This window comes from Paraburkholderia sp. SEWSISQ10-3 4 (assembly GCF_030464785.1).
Lineage (GTDB): Bacteria > Pseudomonadota > Gammaproteobacteria > Burkholderiales > Burkholderiaceae > Paraburkholderia > Paraburkholderia aspalathi.
Genome location: NZ_JALPRI010000009.1, coordinates 164,620 through 188,940 on the forward strand (window position 1 = coordinate 164,620; position 24,321 = coordinate 188,940).

Below are 24,321 nucleotides of genomic sequence, written 5' to 3' on the forward strand. Positions count from 1 at the left end.
GCCTGCGGCCCCTTTGCGAAACTCTAACGATTTATCGAGGCGAGAGAGGGCGGCTCGCCACGAGTTATCGCACCGCCGCGGCGAGTACCTTCACGAAGCGGTAATTGCCGTTCTTATCGTTGGCGAGTCGTTGTCGCTTTACGTGCACGCTCAATGGCGCGAGCTGCTCTATGGCGCAACCTGATACCAGCAGAATCATCCTGATCCCGCGAGCATCATCAAAAATTGTTCGACGTTTATGCATTCCGACGATTGGCGCTCTGCGAAGCCGGCCAATGTTGCTGCGTCGATGTCTTCGAGTCGAGATGGGAGTTTGCTGCACTGGACTAGAAACTGTTCGAGCGACAGCCACGCATCCAGCATGATCGTGCTCATGGTGCTATTGCTTCCAATTTATCGATGAAATGCATTACCCGATTTTTAAATTAGGACCACTGTATATAAAAACTCCATGGCCGGGTTGGATGCGCTAGCTCGAATTCGAGCCGTTGTCGGCTCTTCGGACGTGAATCATGCGGTTCGCATCCGAGAGTCGATCGGCCAACGGGATAGCAGCTAAGGGCGCTGTGTCGAAGCTTGGCCTCCTTGTGCGCAGCAGGGCGAGGGAGCTTATTCACAGGGCGCCGTCTGTGAGCTTCGTCCCAAGGAAGGGAAATATGGCCTTCGATCCTGATTTTGATAGGTTGACAATAGTGTTCGAGAATCATCTGCGCGCGAGTCGGTCCGTGGCCCATCGATTCGCTGAGTTGGACCAGTATCTCGTATGGTGCGATCCCGCAGTCCAGCATTTCGGAAGCGGCCGTTAGCGCATACGTATAGCGGAGAGAGTGGAAACTTACCTGGCCGACCATCCCCGCGCGACGAAGTAGCGCTTTTAGTCGGTTCATTGCTGACTTGAGCGCTTTTCCGCTACCAGTGATCAGCTCGAAATCGTGCTCTTGGCAGTAGGTCAAGGCTGACCTGATTGCCTCGATCGTATCCTGCCGGTTGCTCTGGGCCATCCGCGCGTCTCTTGGACTCGCTTTTTTTGCTCCTCTCATGAGCGGAATGCTGCTCTCGCCATGCATAGGCGCGTCAAGCCACATTTGCAGATCGCGTGGACACATCAAATCCTCTTTACGCCGTAGACCAAGGTGCAGCGCAAGCGAGATCATGTGCATCAGTCCAATGTTGGTGCGCCTCGCTCTCGCTAGCAGTTCCTGAATTTCGCTGACGGTCTGAGCGCGCTTTGTGCCTTTGCGCACGCTTCGTGTCAAACGGAGTTTCCTGTTGCCGCACGCTTCGTCGATATCGCGTCCCGCTGTCCCGGACGTTAACGGTCATATGGGACTTGCGAGTGGTTTTCGATGCGTGATTAATCTACCTTGGGTGTGATGCGTGTTACGCATTTGGTTTCGAGGGTATTCGCGTAGTGTTGCAATGTTCACCCTCCAGACTGAGGAGGGCGGTCCTCATGGACAGACCACGCGAAGCGACGGCCGATTTGAATGAGTCAATGGGTGTGCTGATCATCCACCTGAGATACGAGGCGCTCGGGGAGGACGGAAAACTGCCTTCGGGTGGACTCATTGAAGCTGGTGGTTTTTTGCAGACTGGCACATCGGAGGAGAACTATTGCGCGTGTGGATACGGCTATTGTTCGCACATACCGGCATCGCTCCTGGGGCGAGCGGATTGTTCTCGTGATGGCTTGCATCACGCCTCCTATCCCGGCAATGCGCACCCTGGTGAGCAGTCTAAAGACTACGATTATTTTAACCGGCAACCTGCCTATCGAGCTTCCGGTGACACGCGCTGGTGAAGCTTGCATTCAGTTATTCATGAGGGAGACTGGTATTGCGGCCGCTGTCCGTCTGTTGGGCCGCGCAATAGTCTCATTTTCATTCTCAATAAAATGGAATCCGAATGAATCTCTTACGAAAACTAGCTGAATGTCTCTCTCCATCCGATGGCGGCGATATCGATCTTCCATTGCTCGCCATCGTCACGGCAACATTAAGCGGCGGTGTCGTCGCCATAGTGTTATGGATTGTACATTCCCCTCCCACATTGCCAGCGTCGGACGTGATGCCGCACGATTGTCTGGAACGCTGCGAGAAAATGTGCAACGGTCAAATCCGTTAGCCGCCGCAACGCGCGAGATTTTCATCAACTCAAGCGAGAAAATACACATGCGAAAATTTGGTTTCTACCGGCATGTCTTCTGGACAGAATGTCGTGCCGTGTTCCTTGACTGCGTGCAGCCATTGGTCGTCGTCGCGCGATGGCTGCGTAGGAAAAAATAGCTTGTAGTCTGCCACCCGCTTTACGCCCACCCCCGTGAGGGGGTGGGCGGATGGCCATACGCATCTTTCCGCTCATCTCTTCCTGAATTTCCCTTCCGCGTTGGCCACACGGCGATCCATCGCATTTGCATGCCGCATCTTCATTTTCAATACCAGCTTATCGTGCGCCTTCCACGATCGTCAAACAATGGCGCCGTTCCTGCGCGTCCTGGGATCCGGGTTGACGCGGATGACCTCGATGAGATGCCCCTGATGGATAGTGCTCCGACGGATAGCGCAGGCAGCATGCCGGGTTGTATTGCCATCGTGATTGTCGGCGTCCACCACGAGCTCATCAAAGATGATCGCGGTGGACGAGCAACGTTTTGCGGGCAATCCCTGTTGGTCAGCAGGTGTGGCAGTACAAGTATCAGCCGTGATCCAGAGGGGCGGCAAAATCGCGCGTTCCGGATTTGCTTCATCTGTGAGGGCACACGTGCTCACTTCATATGTTTCGCGCTGGTAAGTGAGCGAACTACACCGGCTTGAAACCCTGTGGTTCGTAGGCAAAGTGCCCCGCCGATGTCGACTCCGGCACGACTTCGATGGCGGCTGGTTTGGCAGCCCGTTCTTCGCCAGCTTGCTCGTGGGAGGTCACAGACGGGATGGCCTGCGGCAGTACCATGTCGAGCGCTCGTGTGAGCGCGGGCTTGAGTGCCTGAAAGCGCCTCTGGAGAATCATCCTGTCGACCAGCCCGGCCAGCTCACCCTCGCCCGCGCCCTGGCTGTGAGCCTCAGCCAGCAACGACTCATAGTTGACGGTCTCCCGCATGGCGTCACCGATTGTAAAGTGGGCTCGCTCCAGTGCCGAAACTACATTGGACTCCTGAATTACTGCGTTCGGGCTGCAGTTGATGAATTGTGGGTTCTGGGAGAGGTAGGTATCGAGGGTCTCGAACCACCCCATGTTTTCCTGACCCGACTTCATGGCTGGGACACCGGTGCGCAGAATGCGCAGTTGCCCTGGCGTCATACCCGCCTCGGTCAGCTTCGCGATCTGTGTGATCGCGCCACGTTGCGACTCTTCGCGAGGGGTGAGCGTGATGATGATGCTGTGAAGGTCGCCGAGCGTTCCAGGCGTTTCGCATGCAAATTCACACAGCGCGTCGAAGCCGGAGGGGGCAATGCAGAGGATAGCGCGGCCGGATGTGCAGCTAAGCTTCCTGTAGCTTTCGTCCAAGCGAGCCGGTGTGAAGCGATGTGTGTCGGGTTCAGCATTTGCGCTGCTGCCACGCTGATTGCTGACGGTAACTACCTGCCCGCTAAACTGTGCCTGTGCCAGTGAGCAGGTCGTCTCGAGGTTATCGGCCGTGGTCGGTGCAGTGAGAAGAATGTATTGTGGTTTCATCTGTGGCAGTGTGTAAGTTGGATTGTTGGCAACAGACCTGACGCTGGCTCCCGCCCCTTCTGGCTGGGAGCGCAGCGATGATCAATGTACTCGCCGGGACGTCGTTTTAATGCCGCGCTGTCGATAGCCATCGGGCCTGGCGGCCCCCGGGCGCTGGAATTGGTGGTGTCACTTTTCATGGTGGGTCCTGTTGCGTGGGTAGCCATAGCCATCGCTTTTCATCGCTAATTAGGTTCATCGTTTGAGCTGTTCCTCGTGCTCCCGGTGTCCGCCGCAATGTCTTCCGGGATTGCACCAGAGTCTTTGGGGAAATATTCAAACTGATACGTACCGTCGTCGGCGTTTTTCACCCGTTTGCGCTTGCGCGGGGCCACCAAGCCAGCAAGATCGCGCTGATCTCGACCTGAGAGGACCAGTAGCGAGCGCAACGCGGCGAGTACCATGAAAAGCTGGGAGTCGGGCATCTGCGAGCGCTCGCAGTGGGCGACAAACGGCGCAAAAAGCGACGTCGGGATTTCATCCAGGCTCTTCAGGTCAGCGGCGTGCTGGCTTGCGATAAACGCGTCAAAGATCTCCCACGCGGGATTTATCAGCCGCGTGAACTCGTCGCCTCGCGAGTAAGAGTTGATAGTGAGGTCGATCTGCTGTTTCAGGTCAGGGTAATGCATAGGAATGGGCACCTGGGGTTGGGGGTGGATAGCGTGAAGGTGGTTGGTAAGGTCAAAGGAAAGGTAATGCACGTTGGTGCCGGGTGCGTCGTTTTCCTGGAAGCGAACCACGGTGCTCCCGGTAGATTTTTTCTGACATGGGTTGAGGAGGATTCCATATAAGACGAATTGAAACGGATATCTCGTCGCACACGCGTACCATCACTTGCCGGTTTCATCTTCTTTTCCAGCGAGACTTTCTGCACATCTTTTCGGCAGAATTCGGGTTCCGCAGATCACTTAGGACTTCGTTCAGGTACCGTGAGCAACCCATAAACCGGCTTCCCTGCATGATTCGTGAGAAATGCGGAAGAATTCCACGTAGGTACACGCGAGCTGTGAAGGATTGACGGGATGGTCCATGCCCAAGATCGGCGCTCACGTGAATGAGCGCCGCGTGTTCATCCATGCCGCTTTGGAGGTATTCGAGCGCCTTGTCCTGTGCGTACGAATAACGTGCTGCATGGGAGGACGTCTGTCCTGTCATGCCAATGGTGGTATAGAATGCCTTCAATCTGTTCAGAGCGCTCTCCAGCGAGTTACGGCGGCCCGTGATCAGTTGGCCACCATTCGCTTTGCAATACTGAACAGCTGAATGCAGGACCCGGATTGTTTCTTCGCGCCGCTGCATGAGGATCGTGACCGTTCGCCTCCTGCCGCCCTTTACGCCGCGGGTGACTAGCACGGTGTGGTCGCCGGCAGTGATGCAGTCAAGCCAGAGTTGAAGGTCCGGCGCGCTGCGCAGCGCTTCGAGTCGGCGGAGGCCCAGCAGGCGCTGCAGCTGAAGCAGCAATGCGAACCCCAAGTTCAATCGCGCGGCGCGCGCGACGAACGCATCGACTTCAGACGGCAGTAACGCCCTTTTCTGGCCGTTGCGGTCGCGCGAAGAAATTCCCATCGCGGCGTTGGTCAGATAGTCAATATTCCGGCCGGCGCGGCTGAGGGCGCGCCGGATTTCCGTGGTCGTGTTGCGCACTGTTCCCGGCGCAACACCCCTCGCGACGCAGTGCTGGACATAGAGGAGGATTGCGAGCTCGGGTGTGTCCTTCACGCGCCTGGGCTTGATATCGAGGGTTCGCATGAAGCGGGCGAATGCAGTGAATTCGCACATCGTGTTGCGATGACTCGCAAAGGCGCCCTTTGCTCTACGCTTGCCGCACCCGATCTCGTGCATATAGTTTGAAAGCCAGCTCATTTTTCTGCTCCTTTTGAGATTGCACGGGCGGGCCCATGCGTATCTGCGCGGGGAAACGCACAGCTATCGTCAGTCAGCAATCCTCGCACTGCACTGCACTGCACTGCACTGCACTGCACTGCACTGCACTGTGCGGTGCGGTGCGGTGCGGCGTGGCTCGGGTGTTTGTGTAACGGATGAAGCGAGTCAAGCGGGTGAAGCGGGCGAGGCAGCATGCAAGTGGTCATCAGTCACTCCGGGGCAAAGCTGGGTGGGCATACTCATCCAGCGGAAAGCAGGTGCAGCTCTGGGTGCGGACTTCGCAGGTATTTGCATTGGGGCCAGGGATGCCAATGGCAGAGGTGGCGCTCCCCGAGCTGCGGGGAAGCGCACTGCCGTCCGGGATTGCGGTTGCTGTTGATGGAGCTGATGTGCAGGGGAATCTGGAGTTAAGTTGGGAGAACCGGCGAGATCCGGTTTGAGATTCTCAGTGCAATGTCTGCTGGGGATCGGAGGGAGCCGCGGGTGCGTGCGGGACCATCTGCACGGAACGCACACAACGTGTCCTGGGAGGAGTGATTGCGTGCAACAGGGCTCGGAGAAATGCCAGTAACGGCATGTAGACGCCGGGTGCAAGGCGGGGCTCGAAGCCGAGGCGACCGGACTGTCAGTTGCGTTACCGCGAAAGCGGAGCAACTTATGACTATCCTGGCCGCAGCTATGGGCCGCACCCGACGTAATACGTTTAAAATGAAGGGTTTATCGACCGCAGCAAACAGAGTGCAGCCTTGCGGCTGACGCAGGCGGTCTGGTGAGTTTTATAGATGCGCTGTCAGGCAGGATCGCTCCAGCCATAACGATGCGTGCCCGCCGCATGTGCATGCGGCCCGGCTGCTACCGAGGATTTACGTCTGGACGGTTGAAGAGCCACATGGCTGTGTCTCTCACGTCCATCTTGCTGAGAAAAATAGTGCTGACAGGGCCCGCGCACGCAAACACGCCAACGTACTGTTGCAATCTTTATGGTTATTCAGCCGTAACAGCGCGGCTTTTACTTTCATGATCCGTGACCGTCAGATAAGCCACGACCACTAGTTTTATTTCGCAAGGATGGACAAAGGTGTTCATCGCGCCAATCTGATTACGATTCGAGCCCTGAACAACAGGCGGGAGCCGGTGCGTCATGCCTAATACAAGGCTTTGTAAAAAAGGTACTGCGACATGAGCTAAATTCAAACATATAAAGGAGTTGCGATGAGCTAAATTCAAACATATAAATAAGCCGGCTGGCAAGAGCGCGCGAGAGAGTGCGCGAGATGGTGTCGCAAAAAAGCGACACATCGCACCCTACAGGTGGCAGCCGGTCAGCCTCTAAAGGCTCGTCCCGAATAAGGCGTTTTCCCAGTCGGTTGCCCACCCGTTAACACGCCTGACGGGCTCGACCGCCGGCTTGTTGGTTGAAAAAAAGCCGACCATTTTGAGGCCGGCCTCCCATCCCCGGGATATCCCGGCCAGGACACGCTGCCGCGCTACCTGTGATAATGCTACGTCTGTCACCAGCGTGTCCCACGGTGCGCTCAGCCAATTGCCTTCGCGCACGAGCAGTCCAGCCACTTCCAGATCCGTGACGTCTTCGTGGACGCGCTTATAGTCGCGCGCCAGTGTCTTGGCGAGGGCGCTGATACTTTCCGCACCTTCCCGGTGCAGATGGCGCAGCAGTTCCAGACGCTTGGGCGTGAGCGCCGCTGTCAACTTCCCACGTGAAGAACGTTACGTGCCGCTCCTTAACGTCATCACCTGTTTCCGCACGATTCCAGGCATTGATGAAGCGGTCGCCCATGCTGCGCAAGGTGCCTAAATGTACATTCAGTTTGTTCATTTCCGGCTCCTTTCGCCTTCCACATCATCTATAAAGTCAGCCACCATCTGTCCAGCTGTGGTTAGGGTGTAGGGCTCTTTGCGGTCCCGATAATGCCAGTGGTCTCCCGTTCTCCGCTCATTGTTGCAACCGATGATTCGCTCGCCATCCCGACCATAAAACAGACTGTACTTCAGGCCGTGTGGTCTTTCGTCGTCCGCGTCCGGCAGGCGTCAGATTCGCATTTCGAGGGGCGCTCCGTCCGAGTATGCTGACCGGTCCTCAAACAGTAAAGTCGCATTCTTATTCATATGGCGCATCATGCCATCCGCGACTATGGCGTCAAATGCCATACTCTGCAATTCTTCAGGCTTCTAGTTCATGCAGCTATCCTAGGTGATTCGCTCGAGTCGATCGTGACGAGTTCGACGGCCGCAGGCGGCGTTGGCACGGTAACCGGTCAGGCTGGAAGGAAAGCTCTGTCCATCGCACTATCGCGACGCGAACACCCTGATGTGACAACGCCTTATTGATCTGTCAGATTCCTATGGGGCTTACACCTTTTCCGCCCGCCCGTATGTGTCTTCGAATCGCACAATGTCATCTTCGCCGAGATAGGCGCCCGATTGCACTTCGATTAGCTCGAGGGGGATCTTGCCCGGGTTCTTCAGGCGGTGCGTGATGCCAAGCGGAATATAGGTCGACTGGTTCTCTGTGAGGATGATCTCATTGTCACCGTTTGTCACGAGTGCCGTGCCCTTCACGACGACCCAGTGCTCGGCGCGGTGATGGTGCATCTGCAGGCTCAGCTGCGCGCCAGGGCGCACCACGATGCGTTTCACCTGGAAGCGGTCGCCGCCGTCGATGCCTTCGTATGAGCCCCAGGGACGTGCCACACGACGATGCGTGACTGACTCGTGGCGGCCCGCCGCGTCTAACTGGGCAACGATTTTCCGGACGTCCTGGACCTGGTCCCGATTGGCGACCAGTACGGCATCAGCGGTCTCGATGATGACGACATTGTCGAGGCCAATAGCGGCCACCAGCCGATGCTCTGCGCGCACGTATGAGTTGCTCATCGCTTCGGTGAGGACGTCGCCGAGAAGTGCATTGCCCTGGGCATCGTGTTCCGCAATGTCAGCAAGCGCAGTCCACGAGCCGATATCGTTCCAGCCGAGGTCTGCTGTGGCAATCACCGCAGCGCGTTGCGTTTTCTCCATCACGGCGTGATCTATCGAAACGTTTGGGCAGGCGGCGAAGGCTTTAACGTCGAGGCGCGTGAAGTCGTTGTCGAGCTGCGCCCCGTCGAGCGCAAGCTCTGCCTGTGCGGCGATTCCCGGTTCGTAAAGGCGTAGTTCTTCGATGAAGGTCGAAGCCCGCAGCATGAACATGCCGCTGTTCCACAAGTAGCCGCCTTCACCAAGGAAACGCCGCGCCGTGGCCTCGTCCGGTTTTTCGACGAATGTGTCCACCGCGAACGCACGGGTGTCACCGTCAAGCTGCACGCCCGCTCGGATGTAGCCATAGCCAGTGTGCGGCTCGGTTGGTGCAATACCGAAGGTGACCAGATAACCGTCTTTGGCGATCTCAGCCGCGGCTTCGGCCGCCTCGACAAATGCCGTCTCACCGGTAATCACATGATCCGATGGCAGAACGAGCAGGATGGATTCCGCGGATTCGCGCATCGCGGCCAGTGCCGCAACCGCAATGGCAGGTGCGGTGTTACGGCTGACAGGCTCGAGTACGATCGATGCCGGTGCAATGTCTACCTGTCGCAGCTGCTCAGCGACCAGAAAGCGCTGTTCGTTATTCGTGACGACAATGGGAGCCGCGACGTTCTTGATACCGCGCAGGCGCAATACAGTTTGTTGAACCAGCGTGTTTTCGCCGGTCAACCTGAGATACTGCTTCGGATACCCTCCCCTTGACATTGGCCAAAGTCGGGTACCGCTTCCGCCGCAAAGAATCACTGGATGAATGTACATGGTGTCACTCCCTGTCTAAGATTTTCTGTATTCGGAAATGCGCATGCGAGCGCGGGCATCAAACGTGTCATTGGGGCGCGGCGTTGCTCATGGATACGTTCACGTCCGTGCGCTTTGCATGCGACGCCAAAGGCACGGGCGCGCTGCCGCCGCAGGGCGTGCCAGCGGGTGATGATGCCATTCATTGACGCGCGATTGACGGCGGCAAAGTCCTTGTCTGGCGATTCTCTGACTCCGCCTTCGAGGTGAGATCAACCCAGGCGAATCCCTCTACAGACTCGTCGACTGCTCACGCCAGTGGTCTACGCATATCCGCCTGATGTCATACCCTGCGCCAGCCGACGATTTTCTCAGCTGCCGGTGGATCGGCGAAGCACGAGGTAACGTCGCTCGGGCGGCGGCATACGATCTCGTAAAACACAGGCCGTCCGGCGGCTTTTCTTGAACACTTTTTTGACACCCGTCTCGCCATACCGTTGCCCAGTCCCTGGATTCACGACAAAGCTGGCGTCACGCTTTGGCTTGAGCCTGCAGCACATCCAGCACATCCGGCGCGGCCAGATGTCCGCGCGCAACATCCGCCAAGTGTACATAGTCGTACCCGCCTGTACCATCCGGCGTTTCATGCTGGCAGCCGAACCTCCGTAGCTTCGCGAGCTTGCCAACGGTCTTCTGCGTCGCATACGGCATCAGATTGTTCGGAATCCACGCCTGATCTTTGCAGATCAGAACGGTATCACGCGCTCGTCAATCGACGGAACCGTTCCTGCGCACCCGGATCCGTCGACTTGCATCCGTCTTTTCGTGCGTGAAGATGGACTTGTGTTCTTCGCCTCTGAACGAACCACCTGTCCCATCCATCAAGGAGAAACTTCATGCAGAGCAATCGTCCCCGTTCCCGTCTGAATTTCATTGATCCGGCTTACGCAGAAATCCCGTGGTTTTTCCAAGGGCTACTGAACACCCTGGGCACGATCGGCCTGGCTGCTCCGTACCTGACGGTGCTGATCCCGTGCTTTGCTGCGGTGTGGGGCGCAGACCAGTTGCAGGCGCTCTTCGGCTCCGCCGCATGCGGAGCCGTGTCCGCCCTGATGTCGATGATCAGGACCGGTGCGGTGATCTTTGGCATCGAGATGCTGTTCACGATGTATTCAACCCGGCTCGAGTGGGAGGAGGTCGTGCGCAGGATCATCCACGAGACGTGCGAGGAAATCCTGCAGCAGTGGCCGCGCTGAACTGCGGACGTCCTTTCACCATTACCTGGAGCAGCCATGAAACACCTCGTCCATTCTGTATCCGGATTCGTCCTGCACTTCGTGCTTGCGACAGTGCTGTATGGCTGGGCATGCGCGATCCTGCATGAACTCGCATCGGGGAAGCTGACGCTTGCCCGAAACTGGCCCTTGCTACTGTGCGTCGCCGTCGCGCTGGTGGCGGTGTTCTGGTTCCTGTTTCGCAGATATCACTTCGTTCGGCGCGTCGTCCTCTTCGTGCTCGGACTGGCGGCGCTTCAATCTCTTGTCCATCTGGATCGCCCCTGGCTTGCGGCGCTTGCCGGGTGTCTGGTGTTCGCGGTGGCGGCCGGCGTCTGGTACCGGCGTGCCCACCCGCTCTTGCCGTCAACTCACAGGGCAAACGCTCCCGACGTCAGACGCGATAGCGATTTCCAGGCTGTCTTTCCCGGAGTAGCGTCATCGAAGCGGCCGTCGCAACCAGCAGCGTCTGCGTCTGTCCCTGATTCAGTTCGTGCCGCTGAACCTGCCTACAGTTTTGACGAACTCATCGCGCAACCGCGTTTCGATTTCTCCCGGATTGTCGGAATGGCTCAGACGAAAGCGAGATTGCTCGGCGCCGCACGCGACGTCATCGGAAATCCGGAGCGCGCGCGCAACGGCATCCTCCTGTTCGGCGAGCCCGGGAGCGGCAAGACCATGTTCGCCGAGGCGCTCGCCGGCGAACTGGGCGTGCCATTTTTCGCACTCGACTACGGTTCGGTCGCAAGCAAGTGGATCAACGAGACGCCAGTGAAGATCAAGGCTGCATTCGCTCAGGCGCTAAAGCTCGGCCACGGGGTCTTCTTCATCGATGAATTTGATAGCTACGTTAAACCCCGCGCGGAGGGAATACACCATATGGACCGCGACCTCACGAATGTGATGCTCACTGAGATCGCACGCCTGCACGGCACGCGAATCGTTCTCGTCGCCGCGACAAACAACCTCGCCGCGCTGGATGGCGCGGCAATTCGCGAAGGCCGGTTTGACTTCAAGGTCCAGGTGCCTGCGCCAGATCTCGAAGCCCGCAAGGCCATACTCCGTCACGCGGTCGCCGAAGCAATGGGGTTCCATGCGCTTACCGCACCGATCCTCACAAATCTCGCAGCCCGCTGGGAGGGATTCAGCGCCGCACGCCTCACATCGATCGGGCGCGAGCTGGCCGACATGCGTCGTGAGGGTGCTATCGGCGAAGGCAGCTTGAGCTTCGATGTTGCGATGCGTGCGATGCGACGCTTGCAGGGCTCGAAAGGCCGGCTTCCTGAAAACGTGAAGTCGATCGACGAAATCATCATGCCGGATGTCTCGCGCAACGATCTGCATGATCTCGCTTTCAGGTTGCGACATACCTACGGCCTCGAGCGGCTTGGCGGCAGCCTGCCGCGCGGCGTGCTCTTTTACGGGCCGCCTGGTACTGGCAAGACACAGGCGGCTCTGGCACTGGCCAAAGCCAGTGGGTACATATTTCTGAAGACGACGGGAGCCGAGCTACTCGCGAACCCTGGCGCATGGGACGGGCTCGTCAGGGACGCGAAGGACCTGCGCCCGGCGATCGTCTTCATCGACGAGGCGGACGATGTGCTGGGCGAGCGCCGTATGTCGGGTGTCGCTCCGGTCACGAACAAGGTGCTGACGACACTGGACGGTGCGGACGGGCGGCTGCCGGACGTTCTGTACATTTGCGCAACGAACCATCAGGACACGCTCGACCCGGCTGCGCTTCGTGGCGGGCGACTTGAAGAGAAGGTCGCGTTCTCGGTACCCGAGTATGACGCCCTGGCGTCTTACGTCCGCATGCGTTTCAAGGTCATGGCGGGCACCGTGTTCGCCGTCTCACGCCACACGATGGACTGCGCTGTCGCCGGTCTGAAAGGACATTCGATTGCTGATGCTGATGCGGTGTTGCAGCGAACCCTTGACGCAGCAGCCGTGCGGCATCTACGTGAAGGCACTGTGGTGATCACCGCGGAGGATGTGCGTACCGCGTTGCGCAGCAGGTTCGCCCTAGGTTGAAGACAATACCGCAAGCCTGTCTCCTTGCGCGCCAGAGTTGGCGCGATATCGTCACGATGTGCGCCATAACTACGGCGCACATCTCCCTATAGAGAAGGAATTACGATGCGACTTCTTATCCTCGAGACCATTCCATTTGACGCCGTGAAAGAGCGTATGGATGCAATCCTCAATGGCCAACATCCTGATTCAACGTGGATACTCTTTGACGAGCCAGAGGGTTTGCTTGGGACCGTTACTGCGAAACGCATGGAGATCATCCGGCTGCTGCACGACGAAGGACCGATGACGGCGGAGGCGATTGCCGTGCGTCTGAAGCGTGGCAGGATGATGATGAGCCACGACCTCGAAGCGCTTCTCGAGTCGGAAATCATCGACCTCGATCGGGATGCACGTTACCTGTTCGGGTTCGATGGCATCATGATCCGGTTGCAATTCCCACACGCTGAACCCAGGGGGGCGCAGTCCTGAACACGGACGCACGCGAAATGGTATTTGCGTTCCATCAATCGGGCACCGTCCGAATCAGCCCTCTCGGGTATCAGTCGGTTCCGGCGGACGGGAAGCTGCACCTCCGGTGCATTCATCGAATCAGATGGCCTATACCTCGCCAGTGCTCCCCATGGCGGCGAAGGTATGGACGGGTTCGTGCGTGACCGTGCGCACCGGGGCGGTGTGTCTTGTCCCGCTCGACGCTCATGGCGACGTCTTGGGCTGGTTCATGAAATCTGGTTCACGACGCGAACTCGTTAACGCTCCGGGAGACGGCATCCCGACAAGCGCGATCATGTGGCTGCCGTGGCGAACGGGACGACCATGTTGCGGCGAGCACGAAAACCCTGGGGGCCCCTCGCCCCCGGGCGAAGCGTCCCGCGACGCTAAACACTGCGGAGGTCGGCGGGCTGGGACGACGGTGCGACCGATCTTTGCCGAACTGTTTCCGCCAAGCGTCCGCGCTACCGCTCGAGGTCCTATGGCTCAAGATTCTGTGGCTCAGGATCTTATGGCCAGCCCTGGCCGTGCGCCGAGCACGCTTGCGTCCGCGCCCGTCCCGCCAATGCCGATGGGCCACGATGTCGGCACCACACTCGGAGCGACAGCGGGCTTCTTTACGCACGCAGCGGACATCCTTGGCTTGGATCAGGCGTTGGACTAGCGGCTCAACGGGAGCATCGTGGCGGATGCGGAAAGAAGAGGGGAGGAAGCTGGGAGGAGGAAGCCGGGGAACAAGCAGGAGGATGCGGCCGGCAGAGTGCCGCGGTGCACGGATGCCGCATTTCGCGGCATCCGTGTCACGTTGCTACGATAGGGATCAGTTAAAGCCGTTCGGATTCCCCTCCTGCCACCGCCAGTGATCCGCACACATCCGCTCGATCCCAAACTCAGCGCGCCATCCGAGTACATTCAAAGCCGCCGCCGGATCCGCAAAACACGAAGCCACATCGCCCGGCCGGCGCGCCACAATCTCATAAGGCACAGGGCGCCCCGAAGCCTTCTCGAACGCCTTGACGACGTCGATCACGCTATACCCTTGCCCCGTCCCGAGATTTACGACAAAGCTGGCATCGCGCTTAACCAGCGCATCCAGCGCCGCCAGATGCCCACGTGCCAGATCAACAACGTGGATATAGTCCCGCACGCCGGTGCCATCCGGCGTCTCATAGTCGCCGCCGAACACCCGCAGCTTCTCGAGCTTGCCGACAGCAACCTGCGCCACATACGGCATCAGGTTATTCGGAATACCCGCCGGATCCTCGCCAATCAACCCGCTCTCATGCGCGCCAACCGGATTGAAATAGCGCAGCGTCGCGATCCGCCAGGACGCATCCGCCAATTCCAGATCACGTAATACCTGCTCGGCAATCAGCTTCGACTGCCCATAAGGATTGGTTGCCGACAGCGGAAACGATTCGTCGATCGGCGAGCTCTTCGGCACGCCATACACCGTTGCCGATGAACTGAACACGAACTGCTTCACGTTGCGATCGCGCATCACGCCGAGCAGCGCCAGCAAACTGCCGACGTTATTGCTGTAGTACTCGATCGGCTTCGCGACCGATTCGCCCACCGCCTTCAGCGCGGCAAAGTGAATCGCGCCGGTGATCGGGTGTGCGTCGAAAATACGATTGAGCGCCGCTTCATCTCGCGCGTCGGCCTCGTAGAAGCTCACGGCCTTGCCGGTGATTTTCTCCACGCGCCGCAGCGATTCGCGGTTGCTGTTCACGAGATTGTCGATTACCACGACGTCGTAACCGCCGTTGAGCAGTTCGACACATGTGTGCGAGCCGATAAATCCTGCACCGCCCGTTACCAGAATCGTACCCTTCGTGGTCATGCTGTTGCTCCGTTAAAGTAAAACGCCCGTCATTTTCTGCACCAGGTCTTTATACGTTTCGACGACCACGCGCTCGTCGAATTCTTCCGCGACTTTCTGTCGGCCGCGTTCAGCCATTGCACGGCGCTCGGCGCCGCTCATGTCGAGCATCTGCGCCAGCTTCTCCGCGAGACTCGCGGCATTGCGCACTTCGCACAGCAATCCATTGACGCCGTCCGCCACCACTTCACGGCAGCCGGGCACATCCGTCGTAACAATCGGCCGGCCCATCGCCGATGCTTCCATCAGCGTGCGTGGCACGCCTTCGCGATAGGAAGGCAGGACGACGCAGTCCGCTTCGGCGATAAAAGGCCGCACGTCGTGCGCCTCGCCAAGATACTCGATGATGCCTTCCTGCTCCCACGCGGCTACTTCTTCGCGTGTGATCGCGCTCGGGTTGTCGACGCCGACCGGACCGAGCAATTGGAACCGCGCCTGAGGATAACGTTCACGCAAGCGCCGCGCGGCTTCGACATATTCGGCCACGCCCTTGTCCCACAAGAGCCGCCCGATCAGCACAAACTTGAATTCCGCCCGCTCCGGCAGCGGCGTGAAGCTGAATTGTTCGAGATCGACGCCTTCGCCATGCAGGAGACGCGCACGTTCAGGATGCACCAACAAATTATGCTCGACAAACGCGGCCTGGTCGTCGCGATTCAGAAACCAGATTTCGCGCGGGAAGCGGAAGGCGAAACGGTACAGTTTTTTGGCGACTTGCGCAGCGCGGCTCTGCTGGATGAATACGTAGCCGAGCCCGGTCGTCACCGCCACCGACTGCACACCCGCCAGTTTCGCGGCGACCGAGCCGTAAATGTTCGGCTTGATCGTGTAGTGGAACACAACGTGCGGGCGGATGCTTCGATACAAACGATACAACGACAAAAGTGTGCGCAGGTCCTCGCGCGGACTGGTGCCTTTGGAGGCCACCGGCAATTCGATGCAGCGGCACCCCATCGCGGTGAGCAGTTCGAACGTGCGGTCGCGCGGCGCGAGCACCGTCACGTCGACGCCGCGGCCAACCAGCATGCGGATCAGCCCTTGCCGATACGTATAGATTGCCCAGGCGGTGTTACAGACGAGTGTAATGCGTAGCGCGGGCGTCGATTTCAAGGCAGGCTTCATGCGGGAACGGGCTCGACGGTGAATGACAGGGTGAATGACGGCGTAACGGAATCAGTGGCCCGCACGTGGCGCGAGCAGCGTGCGTTTGACCCGCTGCAAGGCGCGGTAAGGCGTCACGAAGTGCAGCAGATTTTTGGCGAGACCCAGCCAGTCGTACAGGTTGGTGACGTTGAAGTAGCGCAGTTGCAGTCGCAGCGTCGAGCTGACCTGGCGGCGCCGTTTGGTCGCGCTGATGCCGCCTTCGTTCAGCTCGTAGTAGAGCCCGAGTTCCGGAAGATTCGCGCAGTCGTAGCGCGCCATCAGGCGCAGGAACAGATCGAGGTCTTCGGCGGAAGGATAGGCCGCGCGATAGTTGCCGACCGCACGAACCGCGTCAACGCGCAGCATCATCGAAGGATGCGCGAGGCATGAGCGGAAGAAGCGCAGACGCCGGATCTCGTTCGGTTCCGCTGGCGGCGTCAGCATGAAAAGCGGCTTGCCTTCACGCGTGACGACCTGCGTCCACATGCCGAGCCCCGCCACTTGCTGATGCAATTCCATGAACACACGTTGTTTCGCGAGGCGCTGCGGCACGCTGCGGTCGCCCGCGTCGATGCGTGCTGCGTAGCGAAAGCCGCGCTGCGCAAGGGCGTCGATGCCGGTTTGCAGCGCGCGCTCGATGCCGCCGTTCTGCGGCATGCGCAGCACTTCGATCTTCATGTTGGGGATTGCCGGCGCGACGATCGGCGGCGTGCTGCCGTCGTCGACGATCAATACGTGGATCAGCGCGCCTTCGCTGAAGGAGGCCAGCGTGAGATCGACGTCGGCCTGGCCGTTGTACGCGGGCATCAGGACGGCGACGTCGTCGAGAGAAATTTGCGCGGTGGCGGATGAATTCGTCATGGGCGCAATTTGAAACGAATGTAATAAAGATTAACTGACGCGGCGGCGAGATAACCGGCCGCGAGACCGACCAGCGCACCGTAAGCGCCAAGCCGCGGAATCGCCAGCAGATTGACCACGAACGCGACGGCCAGCGCCAGCAGCCACTTCGAGAGCAACACGAATTTGGCCTGATATTTCAGCACGATCAGATTGCCGATCGCTTCGATGCCGGCCGGCACGGAAAGCCACACGGCCCAGCGGAAAATCTCGATGGCGCCTTCAAAATCCGCCCCGAACACGCGGCGGATGATGAAACCCGCCAGCAGATCCAGCACGATCGCACCGCTCACCATCAGCGCGGCGGTCATGGCGGTGAGCCGCCACACGTTGCGGCGCAATTGCGCGGCGTCCTGCACGCGGTAGATGAAGGCGGGCGCAATGGTCTGCGCAAGCATCAGCGCGAGCGTGATCCAGTTTTCGTTCAGCTGCTGTGCGGCGGAATAGCGCCCGAGGTCGGCGAAGGAAATGGCCCGCTCGAGCATCAGTCGGTCCAGTTTCAGGAACAGATACATACAGATCAGCCCGATCCAGAACACCGTGCCCGCGGTCGCGAAGTGCTTGAAGAGCGAACGGTCAACGTGCCAGCCGAGCTTGCCGCCATGCCGGCGGGTGTAGTAGATCAGGAGAACCGCACCAATGAGCGCCGATTCCGCGGCCCACAGCCAGCCAAAGCGTGCGGGCGTTGCTATCGCGCGCACCATCAGATAGACGACGCCGGCCTTCAGCACCGCGGTGCTCATGCTGGTGAGCAACTGCGGCTTGCTGTACGTCATGCTTTGCAGCCACGCATTGATCACGCCGACGAACGGTTCGCGAAACAGCATCGTGACCGCAAGTCCGGCGAGCATGGCGCCCACCAGCGGGTCGAAGAAGTGCAGCGCAATGCCGAGCCACGTGAGCAGGAGGGCCGCGACGGACACCGAAAAGCGCAGCGCGAAGGCGCTGCCAAGCACAGTGCCCAGCTGAGTTGACGGCCGGCCGACGATGGTTGGAACCAGAATTTCCGCCCCGCACACCCAGGTGATCGGCGACAGCACCAGCAGCAGCGTGTTCGCGTACTGCCATTTGCCGAAGGTATCAGGCCCGAAGTAGCGCGCCAGCATGCCGCTGATCGCGATCGCCACGCCGATCTGCGTGAGCCGCTCCAGCCCGAGCCAGACGATGTTGGTGAAGGCGCGGGTGACGTCGGGATTGGCGAAGCGTTTGAGCGTCAGCATCCGGTGGACACTCGCCTATGCGGTTGCACGCGTGGTAGGTGTTGCAGGTGTTGTGCGGGTGACGCAACGTGCGCTAGGGCGCAATGTGTAACAGCCCACCTGGCCGACTGTCGCGGCAACATTGCAAAAGCAGGGCGTCTAAGCATTAGAATGGGCGTCTATTAGGGCATGTCCGGAAGGCGCAATTATAAGTTGGAACCGGATCGCTTCCGGCAAGGGCGCATCGCTCGGTTTAGCAGGTAGTTTTACCGATCCCTCGGCTATACGCCGGTCAAAATTTTCCATTGCACGCAAGTGAGCCATCATGATCTCCAAATCTATTTTCAAGGCGTATGACATTCGCGGTGTGATCGGCAAGACGCTCGACACTGACGCAGCGCGTTCGATCGGTCTCGCTTTTGGCAGCGAAGTGCGGGCGCAAGGCGGCGACGCCGTGGTGGTGGCGCGTGACGGACGCCTGTCGGGTCCCGATCTGATCCAGGCGCTATCGGACGGTCTGCGTGCGGCCGGCGTCGACGTGGTCAATGTCGGCATGGTGCCGACGCCGGTCGGCTATTTCGCGGCCAGCGTGCCGTTGAAGCTCGACGGCGGCGAGCGCCGCGTCGATTCGTGCATCGTCGTGACGGGTAGCCATAATCCGCCTGACTACAACGGCTTCAAGATGGTCCTGCGCGGCGCGGCCATCTACGGCGAACAGATCCTCGCGCTGCATCAGCGCATCGTCGACGAAAACTTCTCTGCAGGCAGCGGCACGTACACCGAGTACGACATCGCCGACGCCTATCTGGATCGCATCACCAGCGACGTCAAACTCGCGCGCCCGATCAAGATCGTCGTCGACACCGGCAACGGTGTGGCAGGCGGCCTCGCGCCGAAGCTTTTCAAGAAGCTCGGCTGCGAACTGGTTGAACTGTTCACCGAAATCGACGGCAACTTCCCGAACCATCACCCGGACCCGGCTCACCCGGAAAACCTCCAGGACGTGATCCGCGCGCTGAAGGAAACGGATGCTGAAATCGGTTTCGCCTTCGACGGCGACGGCGACCGCCTCGGCGTCGTCACCAAAGACGGCCAGATCATCTATCCGGACCGCCAGTTGATGCTGTTCGCCGAAGAAGTGCTGTCGCGCAACAAGGGCGCGCAGATCATTTACGACGTGAAGTGCACGCGCAATCTGGGCAAGTGGATCAAGGAGAAGGGCGGCGAACCGCTGATGTGGAAGACCGGCCACTCGCTGGTCAAGGCGAAGCTGCGCGAAACCGGCGCGCCGCTGGCGGGCGAAATGAGCGGCCACGTGTTCTTCAAGGACCGCTGGTACGGTTTCGACGACGGCCTGTACACGGGCGCGCGTTTGCTGGAAATCCTCACGCGTGTAGCGGATCCGAGCAAGCTGCTCAACTCGCTGCCGAACTCGAATTCCACGCCGGAACTGCAATTGAAGCTCGAAGAAGGCGAAAACTTCGAACTGATCGCGCGTTTGCAGCAAAACGCGAAGTTCACGGGCGCGGACGATGTGGTGAAGATCGACGGTTTGCGTGTCGAGTATCCGGACGGCTTCGGTCTGGCGCGTTCGTCGAACACCACGCCGGTGGTGGTCATGCGTTTCGAAGCCGATAGCGACGCAGCGCTCAAGCGCATCCAGGAAGACTTCCGCCGTGTGATCATGGCCGAGAAGCCGGACGCGAAGCTGCCGTTCTAAAAGCTCCAGCGGCGGCGCGGTTCTTCGTGAACCGCGGTTGTCATCGAACGCGGCGCGGGTTTCAGTTACCGCGCCGCGTTTTTTCATGCCATTTACTCGTGTCGCGATAGAATTGCCGTCCTCGTGAGAAAACGCCGGGCCGCCCCAAGTTTTCTCACTCCCCCTCGGGGGGGCCTGGCGCGAAGCGACAGGTTTGGGGGCTTTCTCAACGCTTCTTCGGGCCGGATAGCCGGTTTTCCCACACTTGAGCGTGCAAAAGATACTAATCGTGAGGGTGTCGTCATTGGGCGACGTCGTTCACAACATGCCGGTGATCGCCGACATTCGACGCCGCCATCCCGAGGCCCAGATCGACTGGCTCGTCGAGGAAAGCTTCGTGGGGCTCGTGGAGCTCGTCAGCGGCGTGCGGCGGGCGATTCCCGTGTCGCTGCGGCGCTGGCGCAAGCGCATCCTTTCGGTCGACAACTGGCGCGAGATCGGCGCGTTTCGCCGCGCGCTCGCCGCCGAGAACTACGACCTCGTGATCGACTGCCAGGGGCTCATCAAGACCGCGTGGGTCGCGAGCATGGCGCGCGGGCCGCTGGTCGGCCTCGCGAACCGTACCGACGGCGCGGGCTACGAATGGCCGGTGCGCTTCTTCTACGACAAGCGCGTGCCGATCGAGCCGCGCACCCATGTGGTCGAGCGCACGCGCCAACTGGTAGCCGCCGCGCTGGACGACCCGCAGCCGCAACCCACCGACGAAATCGACTTCGGCATCGACACCGGGCGCGCAGCGCTGGCTTTGTCGGAAGCGAATCTGAACCTGCCGGTGCCTTACGTGGTGTTCGTGCACGCCACCTCGCGCGCCGACAAGCAGTGGCCCGATACCGCCTGGATCGAACTCGGGCAGTCTTTGGTGCGGCGCGGCGCGTCGATCGTGCTGCCGTGGGGCAGCGAGGAAGAGCGCGTCACCAGCGAGCGTCTGGCGAAGGAATTCGGCGGTGCGGCGATCGTGCCGCCCAGGCTCTCGTTGCCGGCGGTGGTCGGCCTGATCGAAGGCGCCGCCGCGACAGTCGGCGTTGACACAGGTCTAGTTCACATTGCGGCGGCGCTGAAGCGTCCGACGGTCGAGTTGTACAATTTCGCCACCGCGTGGCGCACCGGCGGTTACTGGTCGCCGAATGTCGTCAATCTCGGCACCGCTGGCAAGCCGCCCACGCTGCAAGAGGTCAAGTCCGCGCTGGCCGGATTCGGCCTGCTCTAGTGTCGTAACGCTGTAATGCGGTGTGCTTCGCCTTACGCTCCATCCGTTTTTAAGGGCGACCATGAACGAAACCCAGATCATCGAAGTAGCGAACGCCGACTGGCACGGACGCAATCTGTCCGTGCCGCGCGAGACGCTGCTGGCCGGCGTCGAACGCGGCAAGGTGCTGTATTTCCCGAATCTGCGCTTTGCCATCGAAGGCGGCGAACAGGCCTTGCTCGATCCTGCATTGGCCGATCCGAATCGCAAGAACATCAGTCTTGAGCCGAATGGCGGCGCGCTGCATGGGGTGGCCGGTGATGCGGTCACGCAGTCGGCCGTGCGCGCGTTGATCGCGCGTTATCAGGCCAATGCGCGCACGCTGGTCGATGGACTCTTTCCCGAATACAACAGTAAATTGCGCGTCGCGCCGACCAGCCTGCGGCTGCATCAGGTGGAAGGGCGCGAGACGTCCTGGCGTAAGGACGATAGCCGTCTGCATGTAGATGCCTTTCCGTCGCGGCCGAATTACGGCGAGCGCATTCTGCGCGTGTTCACCAACGTGAATCCGCATGGCGCGCCGCGCGTGTGGCGAGTCGGCGAACCGTTCGAGGATATGGCCAAGCGCTTCCTGCCGCGCATCAAACCGCAGATGCCGGGTTCGGCGTGGCTGCTGAACCTGCTGCATGTGACCAAATCGCCGCGCAGCGAATACGACCATTTGATGCTGAATCTGCACGACGGCATGAAGGCCGATCTCGAGTATCAGAAGTCGAGCCCGCAGGAGACCATGCCGTTTCCGCCGGGTAGCGTCTGGGTGTGTTTCTCCGACCAGACTTCGCATGCGGTGATGTCCGGCCAGTTCATGCTGGAGCAGACCTTCTTCCTGCCGGTCAAGGCGATGGCGCAGCCGGACTGCGCGCCGCTCGGCATTCTCGAGCGCCTGAAGGGCAGGGCTCTCGTTTGAGCGCCGCTGTCTGTTTCGATCGCGCGGTGAAACGCGCGCTTGCTTTCGGGTTCGCGCTCGAGCGTGCGGAGTCCCGATGCTGAGGGCGATTTATAACGCGCTCTGGTGGGTCGTCGCGCCGCTCGCCGTGCTGCGCTTGCTGATCCGTTCGCGCAAGGAGCGTGGCTATCGTGAGCATATCGCCGAGCGGTTCGGTTACTCGCGCGGCCGGTTGCCGGAAGACAATGCGCCGTTGATCTGGGTGCATGCGGTGTCGGTGGGCGAGACGCGTGCCGCGCAACCGTTGATCGATGCGTTGATGAAGGCGCGTCCCGACGCGCGAATTCTTTTGACGCATATGACGCCGAGTGGCCGTGCCACCGGTGAGCAGATTTTCGGCGACCGTGTGTTGCGCAGTTATCTGCCGTACGACATGCCGCATGCGGTGCGGCGGTTTTTGCGGGCGTGGCGGCCGTCGCTCGGTCTCGTGATGGAAACTGAGGTGTGGCCCACGTTGATCGACGAATGTCGTCGCGCGGATGTGCCGTTGGTGCTCACCAATGCGCGGATGTCGGCGCGTTCGTACCAGCGTGCGGCCAAGTTCGGTCATGCGACTAAAGGCGTATTCGGTGGGTTTGCGCGCGTGCTGGCGCAGAGCCCTTCGGATGCGGAACGGCTCACTGCACTCGGTGCGCGTAATGTCGCGGTGCTTGGCAATTTGAAGTTCGATATGAGCACGCCGCCGGAACTGGCGGCGCGTGGCCATGCGTGGCGTGCGGCGATCGGCACGCGGCCGGTGTGGGTCGCGGCGAGTACGCGTGAAGGCGAAGAGGAACTGGTGCTGCAAGCGTTCGCCGCGCTGGGTATCGAGGATGCGCTGTTGATCCTGGTGCCGCGGCATCCGCAACGGTTTAATGAAGTGGCGGGGCTGGTTGAGAAGGCTGGTTTGCGCCTTGAACGGCGCTCGGCTTGGGCGCCTGCTGCGACGGTGGCGTCGGGTGCTGCTTCAGCTGTGGGCGGTGGGGTGCCTGCTTTGCCTTCCAACGTCAATGTGCTGCTCGGCGATTCGATGGGCGAGTTGGGCGCTTACTATGCCGCCTCGGATTTGGCGTTTATCGGTGGGAGTTTGCTGCCGTTGGGCGGGCAGAATCTGATTGAGGCATGCGCGGTTGGGGTGCCGGTGCTGATCGGGCCGCATGTATTCAACTTCACTCAAGCGACGGCGGATGCGGTTGCGGCGGGTGCGGCGGTGCAGGTGCAGGATCCGGCTGATCTGGCGCGAGCGCTGCGTGAGCTCTTCGGCGATAAGGCGAGGCGGCTCGCGATGGGCGGCGCGGCTTCGGCGTTTGCCGCGCGCCATCGTGGCGCGACGGCGCGGACTGTTGATGTGTTGATGGCGGTGTTGCCGGAGTGAGGGAATGGGCGCTGAAGCGCCCTGACTTCAAAGCTTTGAAGCGCGCCTCTCGGGTTTAGACCTTCAACAGCCCCTTCTTCTCGATAAATTTCACCACCACATCCAATCCGTCGAGCGCCTTCAGATTGCACATCACGAAGGGACGCTCGCCGCGCATCTTCTTCGCGTCTGAAGCCATTACCTCCAGGTTTGCGCCGACCATCGGTGCGAGATCGGTCTTGTTGATCACCAGCAGATCCGACTTCGTAATGCCTGGGCCACCTTTGCGCGGAATCTTTTCGCCGCCAGCTACGTCGATCACGTAGATCGTCAGGTCCGACAGTTCCGGGCTGAAGGTTGCCGCGAGGTTGTCACCGCCCGATTCGATGAACACGATGTCCGCATCGGGAAAGCGCGTCAACATGCGATCGACGGCTTCGAGGTTGATCGACGCGTCTTCGCGAATCGCCGTGTGCGGACAGCCACCCGTTTCCACGCCCATGATCCGTTCGGCCGGCAACGCGCCCGCTACGGTCAACAGACGCTGATCTTCTTTCGTATAGATGTCGTTGGTGATCGCGACGAGGTCGTACTGTTCGCGCATCGCCTTGCAGAGCATTTCGAGCAGCGTGGTCTTGCCCGAGCCGACGGGGCCGCCGACGCCGACGCGCAGCGGCGGCAGTTTCTTCGTGCGGACAGACGAGTGAGCGGGGTGATGAGGTGCGTTCATGATGGATC

Annotated in this window: 21 protein-coding genes and 1 pseudogene; 8 read left to right on the forward strand and 14 right to left on the reverse strand. The window is 60.1% G+C overall.

Annotation, left to right across the window (positions count from 1 at the left end):
- Window positions 1–195: 195 nt before the first annotated feature.
- Both M0D68_RS19310 and M0D68_RS19315 read right to left on the reverse strand, forming a co-directional pair.
- Window positions 196–375, reverse strand: coding sequence for a hypothetical protein (locus tag M0D68_RS19310; protein WP_266225003.1), 180 nt, complete (start codon window positions 373–375; stop codon window positions 196–198).
- 50 nt (window positions 376–425) lie between these two features.
- Window positions 426–1,244, reverse strand: coding sequence for an integrase domain-containing protein (locus M0D68_RS19315; RefSeq protein ID WP_266225042.1), 819 nt, complete (start codon window positions 1,242–1,244; stop codon window positions 426–428).
- 209 nt (window positions 1,245–1,453) lie between these two features.
- Between M0D68_RS19315 and M0D68_RS19320 the strand changes: the two genes are divergently transcribed.
- The gene (locus tag M0D68_RS19320) at window positions 1,454–1,801 is read left to right on the forward strand and encodes a hypothetical protein (protein ID WP_266225005.1); all 348 of its coding nucleotides are present in this window, start codon (window positions 1,454–1,456) and stop codon (window positions 1,799–1,801) included.
- A gap of 998 nt (window positions 1,802–2,799) precedes the next feature.
- Here the strand turns inward: M0D68_RS19320 and M0D68_RS19325 are convergent.
- From M0D68_RS19325 to M0D68_RS36625, 7 genes and pseudogenes are all read right to left on the reverse strand, one after another.
- On the reverse strand, window positions 2,800–3,672 hold the full coding sequence (locus M0D68_RS19325; protein WP_266225006.1) for a hypothetical protein: 873 nt from the start codon (window positions 3,670–3,672) through the stop codon (window positions 2,800–2,802).
- A 224-nt stretch (window positions 3,673–3,896) separates the two neighbouring features.
- Window positions 3,897–4,451 (reverse strand): hypothetical protein, encoded by a 555-nt coding sequence (locus M0D68_RS19330; RefSeq protein ID WP_266225008.1) that lies wholly within the window; start codon window positions 4,449–4,451, stop codon window positions 3,897–3,899.
- A gap of 103 nt (window positions 4,452–4,554) precedes the next feature.
- Complete coding sequence (locus M0D68_RS19335) at window positions 4,555–5,574, reverse strand: integrase domain-containing protein (protein WP_266225010.1); 1,020 nt, start codon at window positions 5,572–5,574, stop codon at window positions 4,555–4,557.
- Window positions 5,575–6,924: 1,350 nt separating this feature from the next.
- Window positions 6,925–7,305 carry a hypothetical protein gene (locus M0D68_RS19340; protein WP_266225012.1) on the reverse strand — a complete coding sequence of 127 codons (381 nt, stop codon included), beginning with the start codon at window positions 7,303–7,305 and terminating at the stop codon, window positions 6,925–6,927.
- A gap of 123 nt (window positions 7,306–7,428) precedes the next feature.
- Window positions 7,429–7,641 carry a DUF6516 family protein gene (locus M0D68_RS19345; RefSeq protein WP_266225044.1) on the reverse strand — a complete coding sequence of 71 codons (213 nt, stop codon included), beginning with the start codon at window positions 7,639–7,641 and terminating at the stop codon, window positions 7,429–7,431.
- 324 nt (window positions 7,642–7,965) lie between these two features.
- A complete protein-coding gene (locus tag M0D68_RS19350; protein WP_266225014.1) occupies window positions 7,966–9,396 on the reverse strand; it encodes a mannose-1-phosphate guanylyltransferase/mannose-6-phosphate isomerase in 1,431 nt (476 codons plus the stop codon).
- 270 nt (window positions 9,397–9,666) lie between these two features.
- Window positions 9,667–10,140, reverse strand: a pseudogene (locus M0D68_RS36625) (UDP-glucose 4-epimerase); the annotation flags it as partial.
- A 131-nt stretch (window positions 10,141–10,271) separates the two neighbouring features.
- Between M0D68_RS36625 and M0D68_RS19355 the strand changes: the two are divergent.
- The 3 genes from M0D68_RS19355 to M0D68_RS19365 all read left to right on the forward strand — a co-directional run bounded on the left by M0D68_RS19355 (window position 10,272) and on the right by M0D68_RS19365 (window position 13,154).
- Complete coding sequence (locus tag M0D68_RS19355; protein WP_266225016.1) at window positions 10,272–10,631, forward strand: hypothetical protein; 360 nt, start codon at window positions 10,272–10,274, stop codon at window positions 10,629–10,631.
- 36 nt (window positions 10,632–10,667) lie between these two features.
- Window positions 10,668–12,683: an AAA family ATPase gene (locus M0D68_RS19360; protein WP_266225018.1), complete on the forward strand. Its 2,016-nt coding sequence runs from the start codon at window positions 10,668–10,670 to the stop codon at window positions 12,681–12,683.
- Window positions 12,684–12,788: 105 nt separating this feature from the next.
- The gene (locus M0D68_RS19365; protein WP_211605858.1) at window positions 12,789–13,154 is read left to right on the forward strand and encodes a helix-turn-helix domain-containing protein; all 366 of its coding nucleotides are present in this window, start codon (window positions 12,789–12,791) and stop codon (window positions 13,152–13,154) included.
- 841 nt (window positions 13,155–13,995) lie between these two features.
- Here the strand turns inward: M0D68_RS19365 and galE are convergent.
- From galE to M0D68_RS19385, 4 genes are read right to left on the reverse strand one after another with little or no spacing between them, the layout of a single operon-like run.
- Window positions 13,996–15,018: a UDP-glucose 4-epimerase GalE gene (gene galE, locus M0D68_RS19370; protein ID WP_266225020.1), complete on the reverse strand. Its 1,023-nt coding sequence runs from the start codon at window positions 15,016–15,018 to the stop codon at window positions 13,996–13,998.
- A 12-nt stretch (window positions 15,019–15,030) separates the two neighbouring features.
- Complete coding sequence (locus M0D68_RS19375) at window positions 15,031–16,179, reverse strand: glycosyltransferase family 4 protein (RefSeq protein ID WP_266225021.1); 1,149 nt, start codon at window positions 16,177–16,179, stop codon at window positions 15,031–15,033.
- 51 nt (window positions 16,180–16,230) lie between these two features.
- Entirely contained in the window at window positions 16,231–17,061 is an 831-nt protein-coding gene (locus M0D68_RS19380) for a glycosyltransferase (protein ID WP_266225023.1), read from the reverse strand.
- The gene (locus M0D68_RS19385; RefSeq protein WP_211705755.1) at window positions 17,058–18,320 is read right to left on the reverse strand and encodes an oligosaccharide flippase family protein; all 1,263 of its coding nucleotides are present in this window, start codon (window positions 18,318–18,320) and stop codon (window positions 17,058–17,060) included. The genes M0D68_RS19380 and M0D68_RS19385 overlap by 4 nt, the downstream gene beginning before the upstream one ends.
- A 304-nt stretch (window positions 18,321–18,624) precedes the next feature.
- On the opposite strand from M0D68_RS19385, the gene M0D68_RS19390 reads away from it, so the two are divergent.
- The 4 genes from M0D68_RS19390 (at window position 18,625) to waaA (ending at window position 23,604) form a co-directional block, all read left to right on the forward strand.
- Complete coding sequence (locus M0D68_RS19390) at window positions 18,625–20,019, forward strand: phosphomannomutase/phosphoglucomutase (RefSeq protein WP_211705756.1); 1,395 nt, start codon at window positions 18,625–18,627, stop codon at window positions 20,017–20,019.
- A gap of 244 nt (window positions 20,020–20,263) precedes the next feature.
- Window positions 20,264–21,265, forward strand: coding sequence for a lipopolysaccharide heptosyltransferase I (gene waaC, locus M0D68_RS19395; RefSeq protein ID WP_211705757.1), 1,002 nt, complete (start codon window positions 20,264–20,266; stop codon window positions 21,263–21,265).
- Between the two features lie 61 nt (window positions 21,266–21,326).
- Window positions 21,327–22,211 carry a Kdo hydroxylase family protein gene (locus M0D68_RS19400; RefSeq protein WP_054041786.1) on the forward strand — a complete coding sequence of 295 codons (885 nt, stop codon included), beginning with the start codon at window positions 21,327–21,329 and terminating at the stop codon, window positions 22,209–22,211.
- A gap of 76 nt (window positions 22,212–22,287) precedes the next feature.
- Window positions 22,288–23,604, forward strand: a complete 1,317-nt coding sequence (gene waaA, locus M0D68_RS19405) for a lipid IV(A) 3-deoxy-D-manno-octulosonic acid transferase (protein ID WP_266225026.1) — start codon at window positions 22,288–22,290, stop codon at window positions 23,602–23,604.
- 55 nt (window positions 23,605–23,659) lie between these two features.
- On the opposite strand, the gene ureG is transcribed toward waaA, so the two are convergent.
- The gene (gene ureG, locus M0D68_RS19410; protein WP_093636318.1) at window positions 23,660–24,313 is read right to left on the reverse strand and encodes an urease accessory protein UreG; all 654 of its coding nucleotides are present in this window, start codon (window positions 24,311–24,313) and stop codon (window positions 23,660–23,662) included.
- Between the last annotated feature and the right edge of the window lie 8 nt (window positions 24,314–24,321).